This window comes from Hydrocarboniphaga sp. FW305-C-57 (assembly GCF_058783045.1).
The window spans coordinates 48,747-61,966 of the sequence record NZ_JBYSYG010000014.1; the positions used below are offsets into that span (position 1 = coordinate 48,747).

The 13,220-nt window shown below is 63.3% G+C and carries 16 protein-coding genes and 1 pseudogene; 5 read left to right on the forward strand and 12 right to left on the reverse strand.

Going from position 1 to position 13,220, the window contains the following annotated elements:
- Positions 1-9 precede the first annotated feature (9 nt).
- The 10 genes from AC3WUM_RS21625 to AC3WUM_RS21670 all read right to left on the reverse strand — a co-directional run bounded on the left by AC3WUM_RS21625 (position 10) and on the right by AC3WUM_RS21670 (position 9,635).
- The gene (locus AC3WUM_RS21625; RefSeq protein ID WP_322266471.1) at positions 10-1,035 is read right to left on the reverse strand and encodes an efflux RND transporter periplasmic adaptor subunit; all 1,026 of its coding nucleotides are present in this window, start codon (positions 1,033-1,035) and stop codon (positions 10-12) included.
- 13 nt (positions 1,036-1,048) lie between these two features.
- A complete protein-coding gene (locus AC3WUM_RS21630; protein WP_322266472.1) occupies positions 1,049-2,305 on the reverse strand; it encodes a TolC family protein in 1,257 nt (418 codons plus the stop codon).
- Positions 2,306-2,356: 51 nt separating this feature from the next.
- Entirely contained in the window at positions 2,357-2,749 is a 393-nt protein-coding gene (locus AC3WUM_RS21635; RefSeq protein WP_322266473.1) for a hypothetical protein, read from the reverse strand.
- A 398-nt stretch (positions 2,750-3,147) separates the two neighbouring features.
- Positions 3,148-4,350 carry a DcaP family trimeric outer membrane transporter gene (locus AC3WUM_RS21640; RefSeq protein ID WP_492412951.1) on the reverse strand — a complete coding sequence of 401 codons (1,203 nt, stop codon included), beginning with the start codon at positions 4,348-4,350 and terminating at the stop codon, positions 3,148-3,150.
- A 171-nt stretch (positions 4,351-4,521) separates the two neighbouring features.
- Entirely contained in the window at positions 4,522-5,541 is a 1,020-nt protein-coding gene (gene dmpG, locus AC3WUM_RS21645; protein WP_322266475.1) for a 4-hydroxy-2-oxovalerate aldolase, read from the reverse strand.
- Entirely contained in the window at positions 5,538-6,515 is a 978-nt protein-coding gene (locus AC3WUM_RS21650) for an acetaldehyde dehydrogenase (acetylating) (RefSeq protein WP_322266476.1), read from the reverse strand. The genes dmpG and AC3WUM_RS21650 overlap by 4 nt, the downstream gene beginning before the upstream one ends.
- Before the next feature lie 28 nt (positions 6,516-6,543).
- Positions 6,544-7,329 carry a 2-oxo-3-hexenedioate decarboxylase gene (gene dmpH / locus AC3WUM_RS21655; protein ID WP_322266477.1) on the reverse strand — a complete coding sequence of 262 codons (786 nt, stop codon included), beginning with the start codon at positions 7,327-7,329 and terminating at the stop codon, positions 6,544-6,546.
- Positions 7,330-7,338: 9 nt separating this feature from the next.
- Positions 7,339-8,124 (reverse strand): 2-oxopent-4-enoate hydratase, encoded by a 786-nt coding sequence (gene dmpE, locus AC3WUM_RS21660; protein WP_492412954.1) that lies wholly within the window; start codon positions 8,122-8,124, stop codon positions 7,339-7,341.
- Positions 8,125-8,139: 15 nt separating this feature from the next.
- The gene (gene thmT, locus AC3WUM_RS21665; protein ID WP_322266479.1) at positions 8,140-8,328 is read right to left on the reverse strand and encodes a 2-hydroxymuconate tautomerase; all 189 of its coding nucleotides are present in this window, start codon (positions 8,326-8,328) and stop codon (positions 8,140-8,142) included.
- A 41-nt stretch (positions 8,329-8,369) separates the two neighbouring features.
- The gene (locus tag AC3WUM_RS21670) at positions 8,370-9,635 is read right to left on the reverse strand and encodes an MFS transporter (protein ID WP_492412956.1); all 1,266 of its coding nucleotides are present in this window, start codon (positions 9,633-9,635) and stop codon (positions 8,370-8,372) included.
- Positions 9,636-9,813: 178 nt separating this feature from the next.
- Between AC3WUM_RS21670 and AC3WUM_RS21675 the strand changes: the two genes are divergently transcribed.
- Together AC3WUM_RS21675 and AC3WUM_RS21680 are read left to right on the forward strand one after the other, a co-directional pair.
- Positions 9,814-10,515 (forward strand): hypothetical protein, encoded by a 702-nt coding sequence (locus tag AC3WUM_RS21675; protein WP_492412958.1) that lies wholly within the window; start codon positions 9,814-9,816, stop codon positions 10,513-10,515.
- A gap of 100 nt (positions 10,516-10,615) precedes the next feature.
- On the forward strand, positions 10,616-11,467 hold the full coding sequence (locus AC3WUM_RS21680; RefSeq protein ID WP_322266482.1) for an IclR family transcriptional regulator: 852 nt from the start codon (positions 10,616-10,618) through the stop codon (positions 11,465-11,467).
- Positions 11,468-11,496: 29 nt separating this feature from the next.
- Here the strand turns inward: AC3WUM_RS21680 and AC3WUM_RS21685 are convergent, their stop codons facing one another.
- Positions 11,497-11,832 (reverse strand): hypothetical protein, encoded by a 336-nt coding sequence (locus AC3WUM_RS21685; protein WP_492412960.1) that lies wholly within the window; start codon positions 11,830-11,832, stop codon positions 11,497-11,499.
- Between the two features lie 25 nt (positions 11,833-11,857).
- Between AC3WUM_RS21685 and AC3WUM_RS21690 the strand changes: the two genes are divergently transcribed.
- The 3 genes and pseudogenes from AC3WUM_RS21690 to AC3WUM_RS21700 all read left to right on the forward strand — a co-directional run.
- Entirely contained in the window at positions 11,858-12,037 is a 180-nt protein-coding gene (locus tag AC3WUM_RS21690) for a hypothetical protein (protein ID WP_492412962.1), read from the forward strand.
- A 13-nt stretch (positions 12,038-12,050) separates the two neighbouring features.
- Positions 12,051-12,194 (forward strand): hypothetical protein, encoded by a 144-nt coding sequence (locus AC3WUM_RS21695; RefSeq protein ID WP_322266484.1) that lies wholly within the window; start codon positions 12,051-12,053, stop codon positions 12,192-12,194.
- 8 nt (positions 12,195-12,202) lie between these two features.
- A pseudogene (locus AC3WUM_RS21700) lies at positions 12,203-12,472 on the forward strand (SDR family NAD(P)-dependent oxidoreductase); the annotation flags it as partial.
- Between the two features lie 87 nt (positions 12,473-12,559).
- On the opposite strand, the gene AC3WUM_RS21705 reads toward AC3WUM_RS21700, so the two are convergent.
- Entirely contained in the window at positions 12,560-13,105 is a 546-nt protein-coding gene (locus tag AC3WUM_RS21705) for a helix-turn-helix domain-containing protein (RefSeq protein ID WP_322266485.1), read from the reverse strand.
- Positions 13,106-13,220: the final 115 nt, after the last annotated feature.

Sequence of the window (13,220 nt, forward strand, 5' to 3'; positions counted from 1 at the left end):
GAGCGACCGTCAGTGATCATGTTCGGCCTCTCCCTTGCCCAGCTCGGCCTTCAGCACGAAGCTGCCTTCGCCAACCACGGCGTCTCCCGCCTTGATGCCGTCGAGCACCTCGACGACGAGGCCATCGCTTCGGCCGACCTTGACCGGGCGCGAAATGAAGCCTTCGGGTGTCTCGACGAAAACCGAGGTGCCACCTTCGAGTTCCTGCAACGCAGCCGCAGGCACCACGAGCGCGGCGCTCGATTCGCCGATGGTGACTTCGCCGCGCACATACAGCCCCGGAGACCATGAGCCATCGGCGTTGTCGAGCAGAACCCGCGCGGTGAGGCTCTGCGTGTTCAAAGCACCCAGCGGCGAAACGAAGACGATCTTGCCTTCACGCACTGGCCCGCCATCGGCGGTCTGTACGCGTACCGCTTGGCCGACCTGCACGCGACCGCGATCGCGCGGGAACAGCGCCAGCTCCACCCAGACGGTGCCGAGGTCGGCGACCGTAAACAGTGGGGTCGACTCGGCCTGTTCGCCCGGATTGGTGGCGCGCTCGGTCACCATACCGCCAAGCGGACTGGTGATCGGATACACCTGCAGGCTCTCATTGCTTTCGACCGTCGCCAATGTCTGCCCCTGCCGGACGGTGTCGCCGATCTTGGCGCTGACGCTGCGTACGACGCCGGGAAAGCGCGCGGTGACACTGCGAATGCGTTCGGCGTTGGGTTTGACCACACCGTAAAGCGACAGCGTCTCGCGAATCGTGCCCGGCGCTGCCGGTGCGATTTCTAGCTGGGCAGCCTGTATCGCCTCGGGTGTGAGCTTGATTGCTTCGCTGTGCCCACCGGATTCGGAAACTCCGGCTTCGTGCTGGTCACCTTCCGAGTGACCCTTCTTTTCATCGTGTTTCTTGGATTGGGGATGACCCTTGGAATCGTCGTGAGCGTGGCCCTGTTCGTCCTGGTGGTCTTCGGGTGTCGACGAGCCGCAAGCAGCCAGCGACAGCAAGCTCGCCAACAGCGCGGGAAAAAGAATGAGATGGCGCATGGTGTGGTGTCCTTCAGCGACTCAGGCCGGTGCCGGTGAGTCGTTCGATTTCGATGAGGTTGAAGTGGTACTGCGCGGCGGCTTCGATTGCCTCGCGCTTGAGGTCCAGCATTTCGCGCTGGGCATCCACCAATTCGAGATAGCTGTAGCGGCCACGCTCATACGCATAGTCGGTATTGGCGAGGGCCGACTCCATGCGCGGCAGCGCTTGTTCGCGAATGAGCCCGACCTGCCGTTGCCGATCGAGCAATTCGCGGTAGTAACCGAATAGCTGGGTGCGCGCCTTGACCAGCGTGGCCTCGCGCTCGGCCGCAGCGCCGTCGCGACGAGCTTCGGCCTCGGCAATGAGGCCCTGGTTGCGATCACGCATCGGCAGCGGCATCTGGAACGAGAAAACGAAACCCATGTCGTTGGTCGCTTCGAGCCGGCGCACACCGGCGCCGATCTGGAAACCCTGACGCCGACCGGCGATCGCCAACGCGATCTCGGCATCGCGCAAGCGTGTTTCCGACAGATAGCGGGTCAGATCGGGCGTGTTTTCCAGTACCGTGAGCAGTTCGTCGTAAGACCGTGTCGTCGGTAGCTCGTAGAGATCGGCCGCAGCCTCCAGGAAGTCCGGCTTGGTCGCGCCCCAACTCGCCGCCAGGGCGTATCGGGCCGTCTGCAGCTCGTGCTCCGCATGGGCGTCGTCGTTCCGGGCACGCTGGAGCGCGACGGCGGCGCGGTCCCGTTCGGCCAACGGGGATTTGGCCGCGACAACCCGCTTTTCCACGGCCACAGCCGTTTTCTCAGCCAGTTCGACAGCCAGGTGCGTGAGCTGGTGCTGTTCCTGCTGTGAGGCCAGCGACACGAAGCGACGCGCCGTTTCGGCGATGGTGTCGAGTCGCCGGATGTCGCCATCGACCTCCAAGCCATCGCGCTCACGGTGGGCGACATCGAGCCGGCGATCGCGCAGTCCGCCCAGCTCGATCACCTGACTCAGCATCAACGTGACTTCGGCGTACTTGACGCGTCTGGCCTGACCGGTGCCGAGCACATTTTCGACAGTGCCGGACAACATCGGATTGGGCCGCAGGCCCGATTGCATGATCCTGCCGTCCTGTGCCTTCAGCGTATATGCGTAGGCGGCGAGATCGGGATTCGATTGAAGCGTGCGCGAGATGGCTCCGCCCAGGGTGATAGCAGGCTCTTCGGCACTGACCGCAGTCGATGTGCCGAACGTCAACAGCACCGCAGCTACCGATAGGCTGCGGCCCAGAAGGGTAAACATGAAAATCTCCAAGACAGCATGAACGACCGCCCGGCTCAGGCGGAGGAAGGTTCAGGTCAGGGAGATAGACGGAGGGCCGCGCGATGGCGGCGTGAAATTCGAAGGTCGAGGCAGCGCAGATGTTGGCGGGCCTTGCGGTAGCAGGACGGACAGCCAGCCCGTCGCGGTGGAGAGCGTCGCCCGATCCGGGCACGGCAGCGCGACGGACTCAAGGTCCACGTCCGAAACGGAGTTGCCCGCCATGACGGCCAGTTCCAGCTCACGGTCATCGGCGTGGTCGCTGTCGTGGGACTCCCCGAATAGCAGCCCGGCATCCGCGTAGTGCGGCTGTTCATGGGCGGTCGGCTGTTGTTCCAAGCCTGAACACACGTGAATATGCACACCCAGCACGCGCGTGAGCACAAGGCCGAGGCAGAACATCCAGGTGGCGGTCAGACGCGACATACGGGGGACAGCGTATCAGGTTGAGCGTCCGGGTTAGTCGAACTGTAGCGAGTTCGACTTCCGCCAGTTCGCGGCGTGCCAGGCCTATCACCTGCCAGTATGCCGAGGTTGCTGCCAGTGCGATGACGCCGATCACGCCCATCATTTCAACATACGGCACCCGCCCCCGACCAACCGCTCCAGGCAGCCTAGCCTGGACCAGTGCATAGAGGCCATGGCGACCCATGGCCCCTCTTGAGCAGAGCAGCACGCGCACGCGCCAGGGGCCCAGCGAGAGCACGAATCCGAGGTGTGGGTGAAAGCCCTGCGTATCTCATCCGACGTGCCGGCCACCGCAGTCCGATCGGGCATATCCCATGACCCCGGTGCGCTTCACGATGAATACCGCCGATAAGCAGTCAAATGCGCGTGCCCCATGAGAACAGATACTTCAGCGAGAACTGCACGCGATCGAGCTGACCGGCATCGCCCGATTCGAGCTCGCGACTGGCGTGGCGATATTCCACGCCGATCCAGACCGGCTCGACCGGAATGTAGATCAGGTTGATCGCCGCGCTGTAGATGTCGCGGCTCACGCTTTCGCCGATCACGTCGGTGTCGTGATTCGCACGCAGGTACGCACCCATGAGCGTGCTGTGCCAATGCTGCGACCAGACGTGGCGATAGGCCAGGAAACCGTTGTAGACGTCGATGCCGTCGAGCTTGCCGTCGCTACCGATCTGCACGTCGTTGACCGCGTTGTACGCGAGATAACGTCCGATGCCGCGACCACCGCTGACGGTGAAGCGGATGTCGTTGTTCGGATCGAACGTCACCTTGCCCGCGAACGACGCACCGTAGCCGAGCGTATCGCTCGAACGTGCGGATAGCGCCTGCACGTTGACGATCGGCGTGCCGCCGTCGTAACGCAGCTGACGAAGCAGGCCCGCGATCGAGAACACATTGCCGCCCGAGCCGAATCGATAGCGCGCGGCGACATCGGGCAGCACGCTTTCATCGGCGATCAGGCGATTGTTGGTCGCGTTGGTGACAAGCGTGTTCGGATTTTCGAGCGAGATGTCGAAGCCGCCCTGCGTGTAGCGCACCAGCGCCTGGCGAATGAACGGCGTGCCGTCTGCCGGCCAGCCGCTGAAGTCGAGCGATTCGGGTAAGGCCACCATGTTCTGGAACGTGGTGTAGTCCTGACCTGCGGTGATCGGACCGAACGTCAGATAGAACTGACGCAACCCCGGCGTGTACGCATTGGCGAAACGCTCGTCGGCCGTCGAACCCGGATTGACGATGAAATCCACCGCCGCGAAGCTGCCGAGCGTGTAATCGCCGACCTTGGTCGAAGTCTGCACGGCCAAGCGGCTTTCCTTGGCGTGCATGTCGAGATATTCCTTGGTCTCGCCGCCGCCCGGGACGACGGGCGTCAGACCCGGCGCGTAGAAATCACGCGCGGCCGAAATCGGTGCGCCGTCGCTGAAACGGCTGTAAATGCTGTCGAGCTTCACGAAGCCGTTGATCTTGATTTCGGTCTCCGCGTGCGCGGCCACCGACGCCATCGTCATGACGCCGAACGCCAGCAACGATGCGGCCTTGATTGTGTGATGTACCATCGTTCGTCTCCTCTCATCCCGCTGTGATGTGTTGGGATTCGTGATCGCGATCTGTGTGTGTGCGAACGCAGGGGTCCGCACCGGCGCGCCAGGCGCCAGCCGAAAACTGTTCGAAGGAATCGCAGCGGCTGCGAGCGGGTCTGACCCGCAGCGCTGTGCGCTACGTCGGAGCTAAGCGTGTACCTCGCTGCGCTTGAGCAGATCGAGCGCGACGTCGACGATCATGTCTTCCTGCCCGCCGACCATCTTGCGGTTGCCGAGTTCGACGAGAATGTCGACCGTCTTGAGTCCGTATTTCTGCGCTGCGGTTTCGGCATGCCGCAGAAAGCTCGAATAGACGCCGGCGTAACCGAGCGCGAGCGTTTCGCGATCGACGCGCACTGGACGATCCTGCAGCGGACGCACGAGATCGTCGGCCGCATCCATGAGCTTGTAGAGATCGGTGCCGTGATTCCAGCCGAGACGCTCGGCAGCAGCGATGAACACCTCGAGTGGCGCATTGCCCGCGCCCGCGCCCATGCCCGCGAGACTCGCATCGATGCGATCGCACCCTTCCTCGACCGCGACGATGGAATTGGCCACGCCGAGGCTCAGGTTGTGATGCGCGTGAATGCCGGTTTCGGTCTCAGGCCTGAGCACGTCCTTGAACGCGCGGAAGCGTTCGCGCACGTCATTCATGCCTAGCGCGCCGCCCGAATCGACCACGTAGACGCAGCTCGCGCCGTAGCTCTCCATGAGCTTGGCTTGCTCGGCAAGTTTCTGCGGCGTGGTCATGTGGCTCATCATCAGAAAGCCGACCGGGTCCATGCCGAGCTTGCGCGCGTATTCGAGATGCTGCTTCGACACGTCGGCCTCGGTGCAATGCGTAGCGACGCGCACCACGCGAGCACCGGCGTCGTAGGCGTTGCGCAGATCGTGAATGGTGCCGATGCCCGGAATCAGCAAAGTCGTGATCTTGGCGCGCCTGGCGACCGCGGCCGCGGCCGCGATCCATTCGACGTCGCTGTGCGCGCCGAAACCGTAGTTGAAGCTAGAGCCTTCGAGCCCGTCGCCATGCGCGACTTCCATGCTGTCGACGCCGGCTTCGTCGAGCGCCTTGGCGATGGCGGTGACGTGCGCGACGCTGTACTGATGGCGCACCGCGTGGCTGCCGTCGCGCAAGGTGACGTCGGAGATGTAGAGCTTCTTCATGCGGCCTGCTCCTTCGAACGCGTACGGGCGATGCCGGCGCTCATGCGGCGCTGGGCCATGAGATCGCCACAGGCCAGCGCGGCCGAGGTCATGATGTCGAGATTGCCGGCGTAAGACGGCAGGTAATGGGCGGCGCCTTCCACTTCGAGGAACACCGTGGTCTTGAGTCCGTGGCGCGGTCCGATCTGCGGCACGTTGAGCGGTGCTTCGGGCGGAATTACGTCGAACTGCACTCGCTGCTTGAGCCGATAACCCGGAACGTAGGCTTTCACGTCGGCGATCATGCGCTCGATGCTTTGCTCGACGGCGGCCTGATCGGCGAGTTCGGAGAGCACGAGCACGGTGTCGCGCATGATCATCGGCGGCTCGGCCGGATTCAGAATGATGATGGCCTTGCCGCGTTCGGCACCACCGAGCTTTTCGATCGCAGCGCGCGTGGTTTCGGTGAATTCGTCGATGTTCGCGCGCGTACCGGGCCCGGCCGATTTGCTCGAAATCGAAGCGACGATCTCGGCGTAATGCACCTTGGCGACGCGCGAAACCGCCGCGACGATCGGAATCGTCGCCTGCCCACCGCAGGTCACCATGTTCATGTTGCTCGCGTTTTCGGCTTGCAGATTGATCGCCGGAATCACGTATGGACCGATCGCGGCCGGCGTCAGATCGATCACCTGCACGCCATGCTGCTGCAACACGTCGTTGTGCCTCTTGTGCGCGCCGGCCGAAGTCGCATCGAAGACGATGTCGATGTCGGCGAACACATCGAGCTTGAGCAGGCCTTCGATGCCCTCGTGCGTCGTCGCGATGCCGAGGCGCGATGCACGGGCCAGGCCATCGGAAGCCGGATCGACACCGACCATCGCGCCCATCTGCAGATGCTCGCTGTTGCGCATCACCTTGATCATGAGATCGGTGCCGATGTTGCCGGGACCGATGATCGCGACCTTCACTTTGTTCGCTGCGTTCCGACTCATTGTGTCGTGCTCCGTCGCCTCGCGGCGCTCAAGCGAAGGACAGGCTCACCGAGCCCAGGTCCTGGTATTCGGCAACGATGGAATCGCCCGCGCGCACCGGAATCGCCTCGGTGACGCCGCCGGTCAGGATCAGCGTTCCGGCTTCGAGCGTGCGTCCGCGCGCACCGAGCATGTTGGCGAGCGTGGCGACGCTGTGCGCCGGATGGCCGAGCACCGCTGCGCCCGTCGCGGTACTCATGATCTCGCCGTTCTTACGCAGCACGACGCCAAGATTCTTGAGGTCGACCGCATGCGCATCGCGCGAGCCACCGACGATGAAGCGTGCCGACGAGGTGTTGTCCGCGATCACGCTCTTGAGATCGAAGCGGAAGTTTTCGTAGCGCGAATCGATGACTTCGACTGCCGGCACCACGAAATCGGTGGCCGCGAGCACGTCGCCGATGTGACAACCCGGACCTTGCAGCGGACGCTTGAGCACGAAGGCGATTTCGGCTTCGACTTTCGGATGGATCAAGCGACTCGTGTCGATTCGAGCCCCATCGGGCTGCAAACCGTAGTCGGTCAGAAAACCGTGGATCGGTTCTTCGACGCCCATCTGCTTCATCTTGGCGATCGAGGTCAGGCCCATCTTGAGGCCCGGAATGCGCACGCCGCGTTCCTGCTTGCGGCGCTTGATCTCGTCCTGGATCGCGTACGCATCTTCCCAATCCATCTCGGGGTACGCGTCGGTGATCTTGGTGACGGGCCGGCATTCGAGCTCGGCAGTTTCGAGCGTTTCGGCGAGCTGGCGAATGATGTCTTGACTGAGTTTCACGAGGAGTCCTTAAACGAAGCGCACGCCTGCGGAACCGATGCCGCAGAGCGTCATGCTGAGAGAGTCGCCGGCCTTGACGCTGACCATCGCCGCGAGCGAGCCGGACAGAATCACTTCGCCGGCTCTGAGACCGACGTCGAACTGGCCGAGCGTGTTGGCGAGCCAGGCGACCGCGTTGGCCGGATGACCGAGCGCCGCGGCACCCGCGCCGGTAGCGATGATTTCGCCGTTCTTCTGCAAGGTCATGCCGACCAGGGCCAGATCGATGTCGCGCGGACTGATCGCGCGATCGCCGAGCACGAAGACGCCCGACGAAGCGTTGTCCGCCACGGTGTCCTCGATGCGGATCTTCCAGTCGCGAATGCGCGAATCGACGATCTCGAAGCAGGGCATCACGAATTCGGTGGCGCGCAGCACATCGGCGACGGTGACGCCCGGGCCACGCAAATCCTGCTTGAGCACGAAGGCGATTTCGCCTTCGGCCTTCGGTGCGATGAGCTGCGCCGCTGCGATCGCACCGCCGTCCTGGGCGAGCATGCCCGAGGTCAGCAAACCGAAATCAGGCTGATCGACCTTGAGCATGTCCATCACGGCCTTGCTCGTGACGCCGATCTTCTTGCCGATGATGCGTTCGCCGCGTGCGGCGAGCCGGCGCTCGACCATGCGCTGCTGAATCGCGTAGGCATCGACGATGGCGAGATCGCCGTAGCGCTCGGTCAGCGGAGCGATCGCTCGCGCCGACGTCAGCGCTTCGTAGAGCTCGTCGCCGAGCTGCTGGATGAGTTCTTTGTTCATGATTTGGGGTTTTGCTCAGCGCGGATCGCTTTTGAGCTTGTCGCCGACCGCGAAGCGTGTCGGCGGAAGCTCGCTGACCATCACGCGCACGGTTTCGATCGGCGCGGACAGCGTGCGGCTCACGGTCTGCGCCACCTCGCGGATGCAGGCTTGCACCTGCTCCTCCTTGCGGCCGGCGACGAGGGTGATTTGAACGATGGGCATCGAAACTCCCGATTGATTGAAACGCGTCAGTCGCGGCTGGATCAGTCCAGATCGCTGCCGCGCGTTTCGGGAAGGAAGAAGAAGACGATCAGCGCCGCGAGGGCGAAGAAGCCAGCGGTCGCGCCGAGTGCCGAACCGACGCTGTTGCCCTGCGAGAAGAAGCCCACCGCGGCCGGAGCAAGTGCACTCGTCGCCCGGCCCGTGTTGTAGATGAAGCCCTGCGCGGTGGCGCGTACCGAAGTCGGGAACAGTTCGGCGAAGGTTGGGGCGAAGCCACTGTAGAACCCGGTACCGACGTAGGCGACCACCGGGCCGAACAGCAGCAACAGCGTCGGCGAGCTGATCGAGACGTATAGCGGCACCGCGATCGCCGAGCCGACGAAGAAAGCCATGAAGGCGCGGCGACGACCGATGGCGTCGGCGATGTAGCCGAAGGTCACGAACCCGATCGCCGCACCGACCTGCATGACCACGATCCACGTCGTCGACTTGACCAGATCGAAGCCCGGACCACCGTCGGCAGCCGGCGTCGCCAGATAGGCCGGAATCCAGGTGAACAGGCCCCAGTAGCCGCACATCGCCGCCGAGGTGAAGGCCAGGCCGACCAGCGTGCTGCGCAGATGCGGACCGAACAGCGTGGTGAACACCTGGCCGAGCGTGGGCCGCGATTTCTGGTTGAGCCAGATTTCGGGCTCCTTGGCGTGGCGACGCACCCAGAAAGCGAACAGCGCCGGCAGCAGGCCGATGGCGAACACCCAGCGCCAGCCGAGGATCGGCAGCACCAGGGCGGCGATGATGGCCGCGAGCGCATAGCCCACCGCGAACGCGCTCTGCACCCAGGCCATGACCTTGCCACGATGCTCGGCTGGCCAGGTTTCGGTGATCAGCGCCGCGCCGGCCGACCATTCGCCGCCGATGCCCAGGCCGAGAATGAAACGGAAGATCAGCAACTGGGTGACGGTTTCGGAAAAACCGCAGAGCGCGGTGCCGATGGAATAGCAAAGAATGCTCAGCACCATCGACCGCGTGCGGCCGATGCGGTCGGCCAGGAAACCGAACACCAGACCGCCAACGGCGGTGGCGAGCAGGGTGGTCGAGGCGATGATGCCGGCCATGCCCTTGTCGAACGCCAGATCGACGCTGATGACGCGGATCATCATCGCGAAAAGCATCAAATCCATGATGTCGAGCATCCAGCCGATGTAGGCCGAGCCGAACGCGCGCCATTGATCACGCGTCGCACCGCGATACCAGGGATTGCCGCTGCGCGGCAGCGCCGCTTGGGTTGCCATCGAATTCACTGCCACGTCGCCTCTCCTCACCCGCCGGCCGCTTTGCCAGCGTCTCTTTGGTCGCCAGTTTGTATCGTTAATCGATACGCCCGTTTTCTATGGCGCTTACTCTACGCCTGTCGATCGATGAGTCAAGCAAAATTTTAAAAATAGATTTGTAAGTATCGATTAGCGATACTCATGTCAGCCGCCGATGGTTTCGGCGATCAACAGGAGGAGCGTCATGGAGAAGTTCGTATTGCGCGTGTTCGAGGACCGGTTGCCGCCCGCCCAGGCTCCTGTCTATCTGCCGGCGCTGGCACGCGCGATCTACGCCGTCGAAGGCGAGCTGCACGTCGAGCATGCGACCGGAAGCCAGCATCAGCAGGCCCAGAGCGCCTGGCTTGGCGACAGCGAAGTCACGCTGTTGTCCGGCCCGGCACCGGTTCGGATCTGGCGTTGGGAACTGCTGCGCGAAAGCACGCGCTCACCGGGCGAACTGCGCTCGGCGCCGGGCACCGAATCGGTCTGCAAGATGGAAGAGACCATCGAGCTCGATCCGCATCAGAGCTGGCTCATGCGCTGCGACCGTGTTGCCTTTCCCCCGGGCGGCGTCGCGCACACGCACGTGCATCAGGGGCCGGGCATTCGCATCTGCCTGTATGGCGAGATCACCATCGAGACGCTTGGCCAAACCCACGTGCATGCCGCCGGGGATCCTTGGCTCGAACTCGGATATGCCCCCGTTTTTGCACCGACCACCGAACTGGAGCCAACGGCCTTCATTCGCTGCTTCCTGCTCCCGCGCCATTGCCGCGGGCGCAGCTCGATCCGCTACGTGCATCCGGAGGACAACAGCAAACAGAAACCGCAGGAGTACCACGTATTCGGCGAGCACTTCGTCACCCTGCCCTGAGCGATTCGAGTCGTCGTTCGCCCACCCAGGCCCCTAGCGGTTTGCAGTGGGCGAACGGTAGGCTAGTGCTTCAAATCCATCGAGACGAAGCAATCCATTTATGGCAATAATCTCCACCAATCTGCCGGCCACTGGGGACGCCGTAACCGAGCCGATGGGAGAAGAAGACAGCGATGGTGCGCACGCCGAGGCCGGGGCCTCTGCTTCGACCTCCGTCATCTCGCTTCGTATCCTGGAACTTCTCGCTGAGCAAGACAACGAGTGCGGTGTCACTCATCTGGCCGATGCTTTGGGGTTACCCAAGGCCCGCGTGCATCGACACCTGACCGCACTCAAGCAGCAGGGTTACGTCACGCAGAACCCGCGCAGCAGCCGCTACCGCATCGGCTGGCGTCTGTTTCTGCTCGGCCAGCGTCTGGTACGCCAATTCAATGCAGCGGCACTGGCAAAGCCGGTTATGGAAGAGCTGCGAGACCAGGTTGGCCAGACCATCGTCATCACCACGTTCACCGACTCCGAAGTGGTAGTGCTCGATCTCGTGCGCAGCCACGGCACGCTCGAGATCCTGCTGAACCCGGGCACTAAATTCCATTTCCACACTGTGGCCCAGGGCAAGATCGCGCTCGCGTTCGGTCCCAAAGCGCTGCTCGATCAAGTCATGAAATCGCCGCTGGTGTCCTGCACTCCGCATACCATCGTCGACCACGATCGACTGCTGCATGAGATTGAACTCGTGCGCAAGCGCGGCTGGGCCGAGGCGCCTGAAGAGGTCTTCATGGGCGTCAATGCACTGGCAGCTCCGCTGCATCACAATGGGGGTGAGGCCTTCGGAGCACTCGCCATCGTTGGCTCGATCCACTACCTACCCGCGCAAGCCAATGCGGCGACGGTGCAGGCGCTAACAAATGCAGCAGCCAAGATTTCGAGCTTGCTCGGTTCGCAGGGAACCTGATCAGCGGCTCCGACCGCAGCCAGGTCTCGTCACGCTCGTGCAGGCCGATCAGCCGCAGGTTGTCGTGATAGCGACGCCACATCGTCTCGGTGTCCTGGTCGAGCCACCATTGCTGGCAGCTCGGAATGTTCGCGTTGGTGGTCCAGTCGATCGAGAGAAAATCCTGCCGCGTGAGCAGCAGGCATTCGTACACCTCGTCGGCGATGATCGGATTCGCTGCCTTCGTCGCCGGCACTTCGCGATAAAGCGTCGAGTTCGTCGACCGCACGCTTGAACAGTGGATTCGCTGCCCAGGCTTCGCGCGGCGGACGCGGCATCGGGTTGTCGATGAGCCAGTATTCGAGCCCCTGGAACTGCAGGTCCATAGCCAGCACGCGATGCAGTGCCGTGATGCCCGTGCGCGGCTTGCGGTGCACGCGCGAGCTGTTGCGCCGTCCATCGGTCGATATTGCCGGGCAGATGCAGTGCGAGTCCGAGGCCTTCACCGCGCAGCTGAAGTCGGACGAATCGAAAGAGGCGATCGCCGCGTTTCTCGAAAAGCGCAAGCCGGATTTTTCACGTTTCCGTTGAGAATCAATCCTCCATGAACGAGCAGACGAAAAGGCTTGCGTTGGTCACGGGTGGAGCGAGCGGCATCGCCCGGGCCGCGGCGCGCGAAGGCTTGCGGGTCGTGATCGCCGATGTCGACGAGGCGGCCTCGGAATGCCGCGGCGGATCTCGTGGCTGAAGGCGAGCATGTCTCGACGCTCGTGCTCGACGTCGGCAACGAACTGGATTGGTAGCGCGCTGCGAACTTCGTCGAATCGCAAGGCGGTTCGCTCGAACTGCTCGTCAACAACGCCGGCATCACCCACCGGAACCGCTCGCCATGTCGGGGAGCTCGATCTCGCGGAATGGCGGCGCATCATCGACGTCAACCTGACCGGCATGTCCCTGGGCACGCGAACGATGTTGCCGCTGCTGCGCAAGCGCCAAAGCGGAGCGCACATCGTCAGCACTGCCTCGATGGGCGCGCTGGGTGGCGAGCTACACCGTGAGCAGGGCCGGCATGCCCACGGCACGGGCTTTCCGGAGCGAACCACGGCGTCGACTTCAGCCGCTTCGCGGCCGGATGCCATCCAGCACGATGTCGATGGCACGGCCGATGGCGTCTCTCTGTCCACTGACTTTGGGGTCCGCGGCGACATTCATCAGCATGCGGCCAATGAACGCCAGATCGCTTTCGCTGAAGCTGTCGCCGACGTAACCGTTTCGTTTGGCCGACGCCACGATCGGGACGGCAAGCTTCTCGCCTTTACTCCGCAGGCGCCGGCGCTGCGCCGCCGGGATCTCGGTGTCCAGAAATTGCCGACTGGGCTGGTAGTGTGCGCCGATGATCGCCTGCTCGCGCAAGTAGAGACAGAATAGGTCCGGCTTGCCGATTCGCTCGCTCACGAAGTGCTCAAGCGTGGCGATCTGCCGTTCGAGCACGGCGACGAGCAGTGCGCCTCGATCCGGAAAATGACGATAGAGCGTGCCACGGCCCAAACCGGATTCGTCGATGACGAGTTGCAGTGAAGCGTCATAGCCCGACTTGGCGAACACGCGCGCCGCGGTGGTGACGAGGAGTTCCCGATGATGCACCGCGTCCGCTCGCACGTGATTTCCCTTGTGCCATAAGCCATATCAATCCCGAGAATTTTAGAGCATCCGGTCACTCGGGTGTGCGTGACACGGGGTTCACGCGGCATCGATCAAATCCTTTGTGTTATGG

Coding starts and splice junctions, on each gene's coding strand:
- AC3WUM_RS21685 (WP_492412960.1), bottom strand. CDS start 11,832: ATGGACCTGCAGTTCCAGGGGCTCGAATACTGGCTCATCGACAACCCG.
- AC3WUM_RS21650 (WP_322266476.1), bottom strand. CDS start 6,515: ATGAGTCGGAACGCAGCGAACAAAGTGAAGGTCGCGATCATCGGTCCC.
- dmpE (WP_492412954.1), bottom strand. CDS start 8,124: ATGAACAAAGAACTCATCCAGCAGCTCGGCGACGAGCTCTACGAAGCG.
- AC3WUM_RS21625 (WP_322266471.1), bottom strand. CDS start 1,035: ATGCGCCATCTCATTCTTTTTCCCGCGCTGTTGGCGAGCTTGCTGTCG.
- AC3WUM_RS21640 (WP_492412951.1), bottom strand. CDS start 4,350: ATGGTACATCACACAATCAAGGCCGCATCGTTGCTGGCGTTCGGCGTC.
- AC3WUM_RS21680 (WP_322266482.1), top strand. CDS start 10,616: ATGGCAATAATCTCCACCAATCTGCCGGCCACTGGGGACGCCGTAACC.
- AC3WUM_RS21690 (WP_492412962.1), top strand. CDS start 11,858: ATGCCCGTGCGCGGCTTGCGGTGCACGCGCGAGCTGTTGCGCCGTCCA.
- AC3WUM_RS21675 (WP_492412958.1), top strand. CDS start 9,814: ATGGTTTCGGCGATCAACAGGAGGAGCGTCATGGAGAAGTTCGTATTG.
- AC3WUM_RS21695 (WP_322266484.1), top strand. CDS start 12,051: ATGAACGAGCAGACGAAAAGGCTTGCGTTGGTCACGGGTGGAGCGAGC.
- dmpG (WP_322266475.1), bottom strand. CDS start 5,541: ATGAAGAAGCTCTACATCTCCGACGTCACCTTGCGCGACGGCAGCCAC.
- AC3WUM_RS21630 (WP_322266472.1), bottom strand. CDS start 2,305: ATGTTTACCCTTCTGGGCCGCAGCCTATCGGTAGCTGCGGTGCTGTTG.
- AC3WUM_RS21635 (WP_322266473.1), bottom strand. CDS start 2,749: ATGTCGCGTCTGACCGCCACCTGGATGTTCTGCCTCGGCCTTGTGCTC.
- thmT (WP_322266479.1), bottom strand. CDS start 8,328: ATGCCCATCGTTCAAATCACCCTCGTCGCCGGCCGCAAGGAGGAGCAG.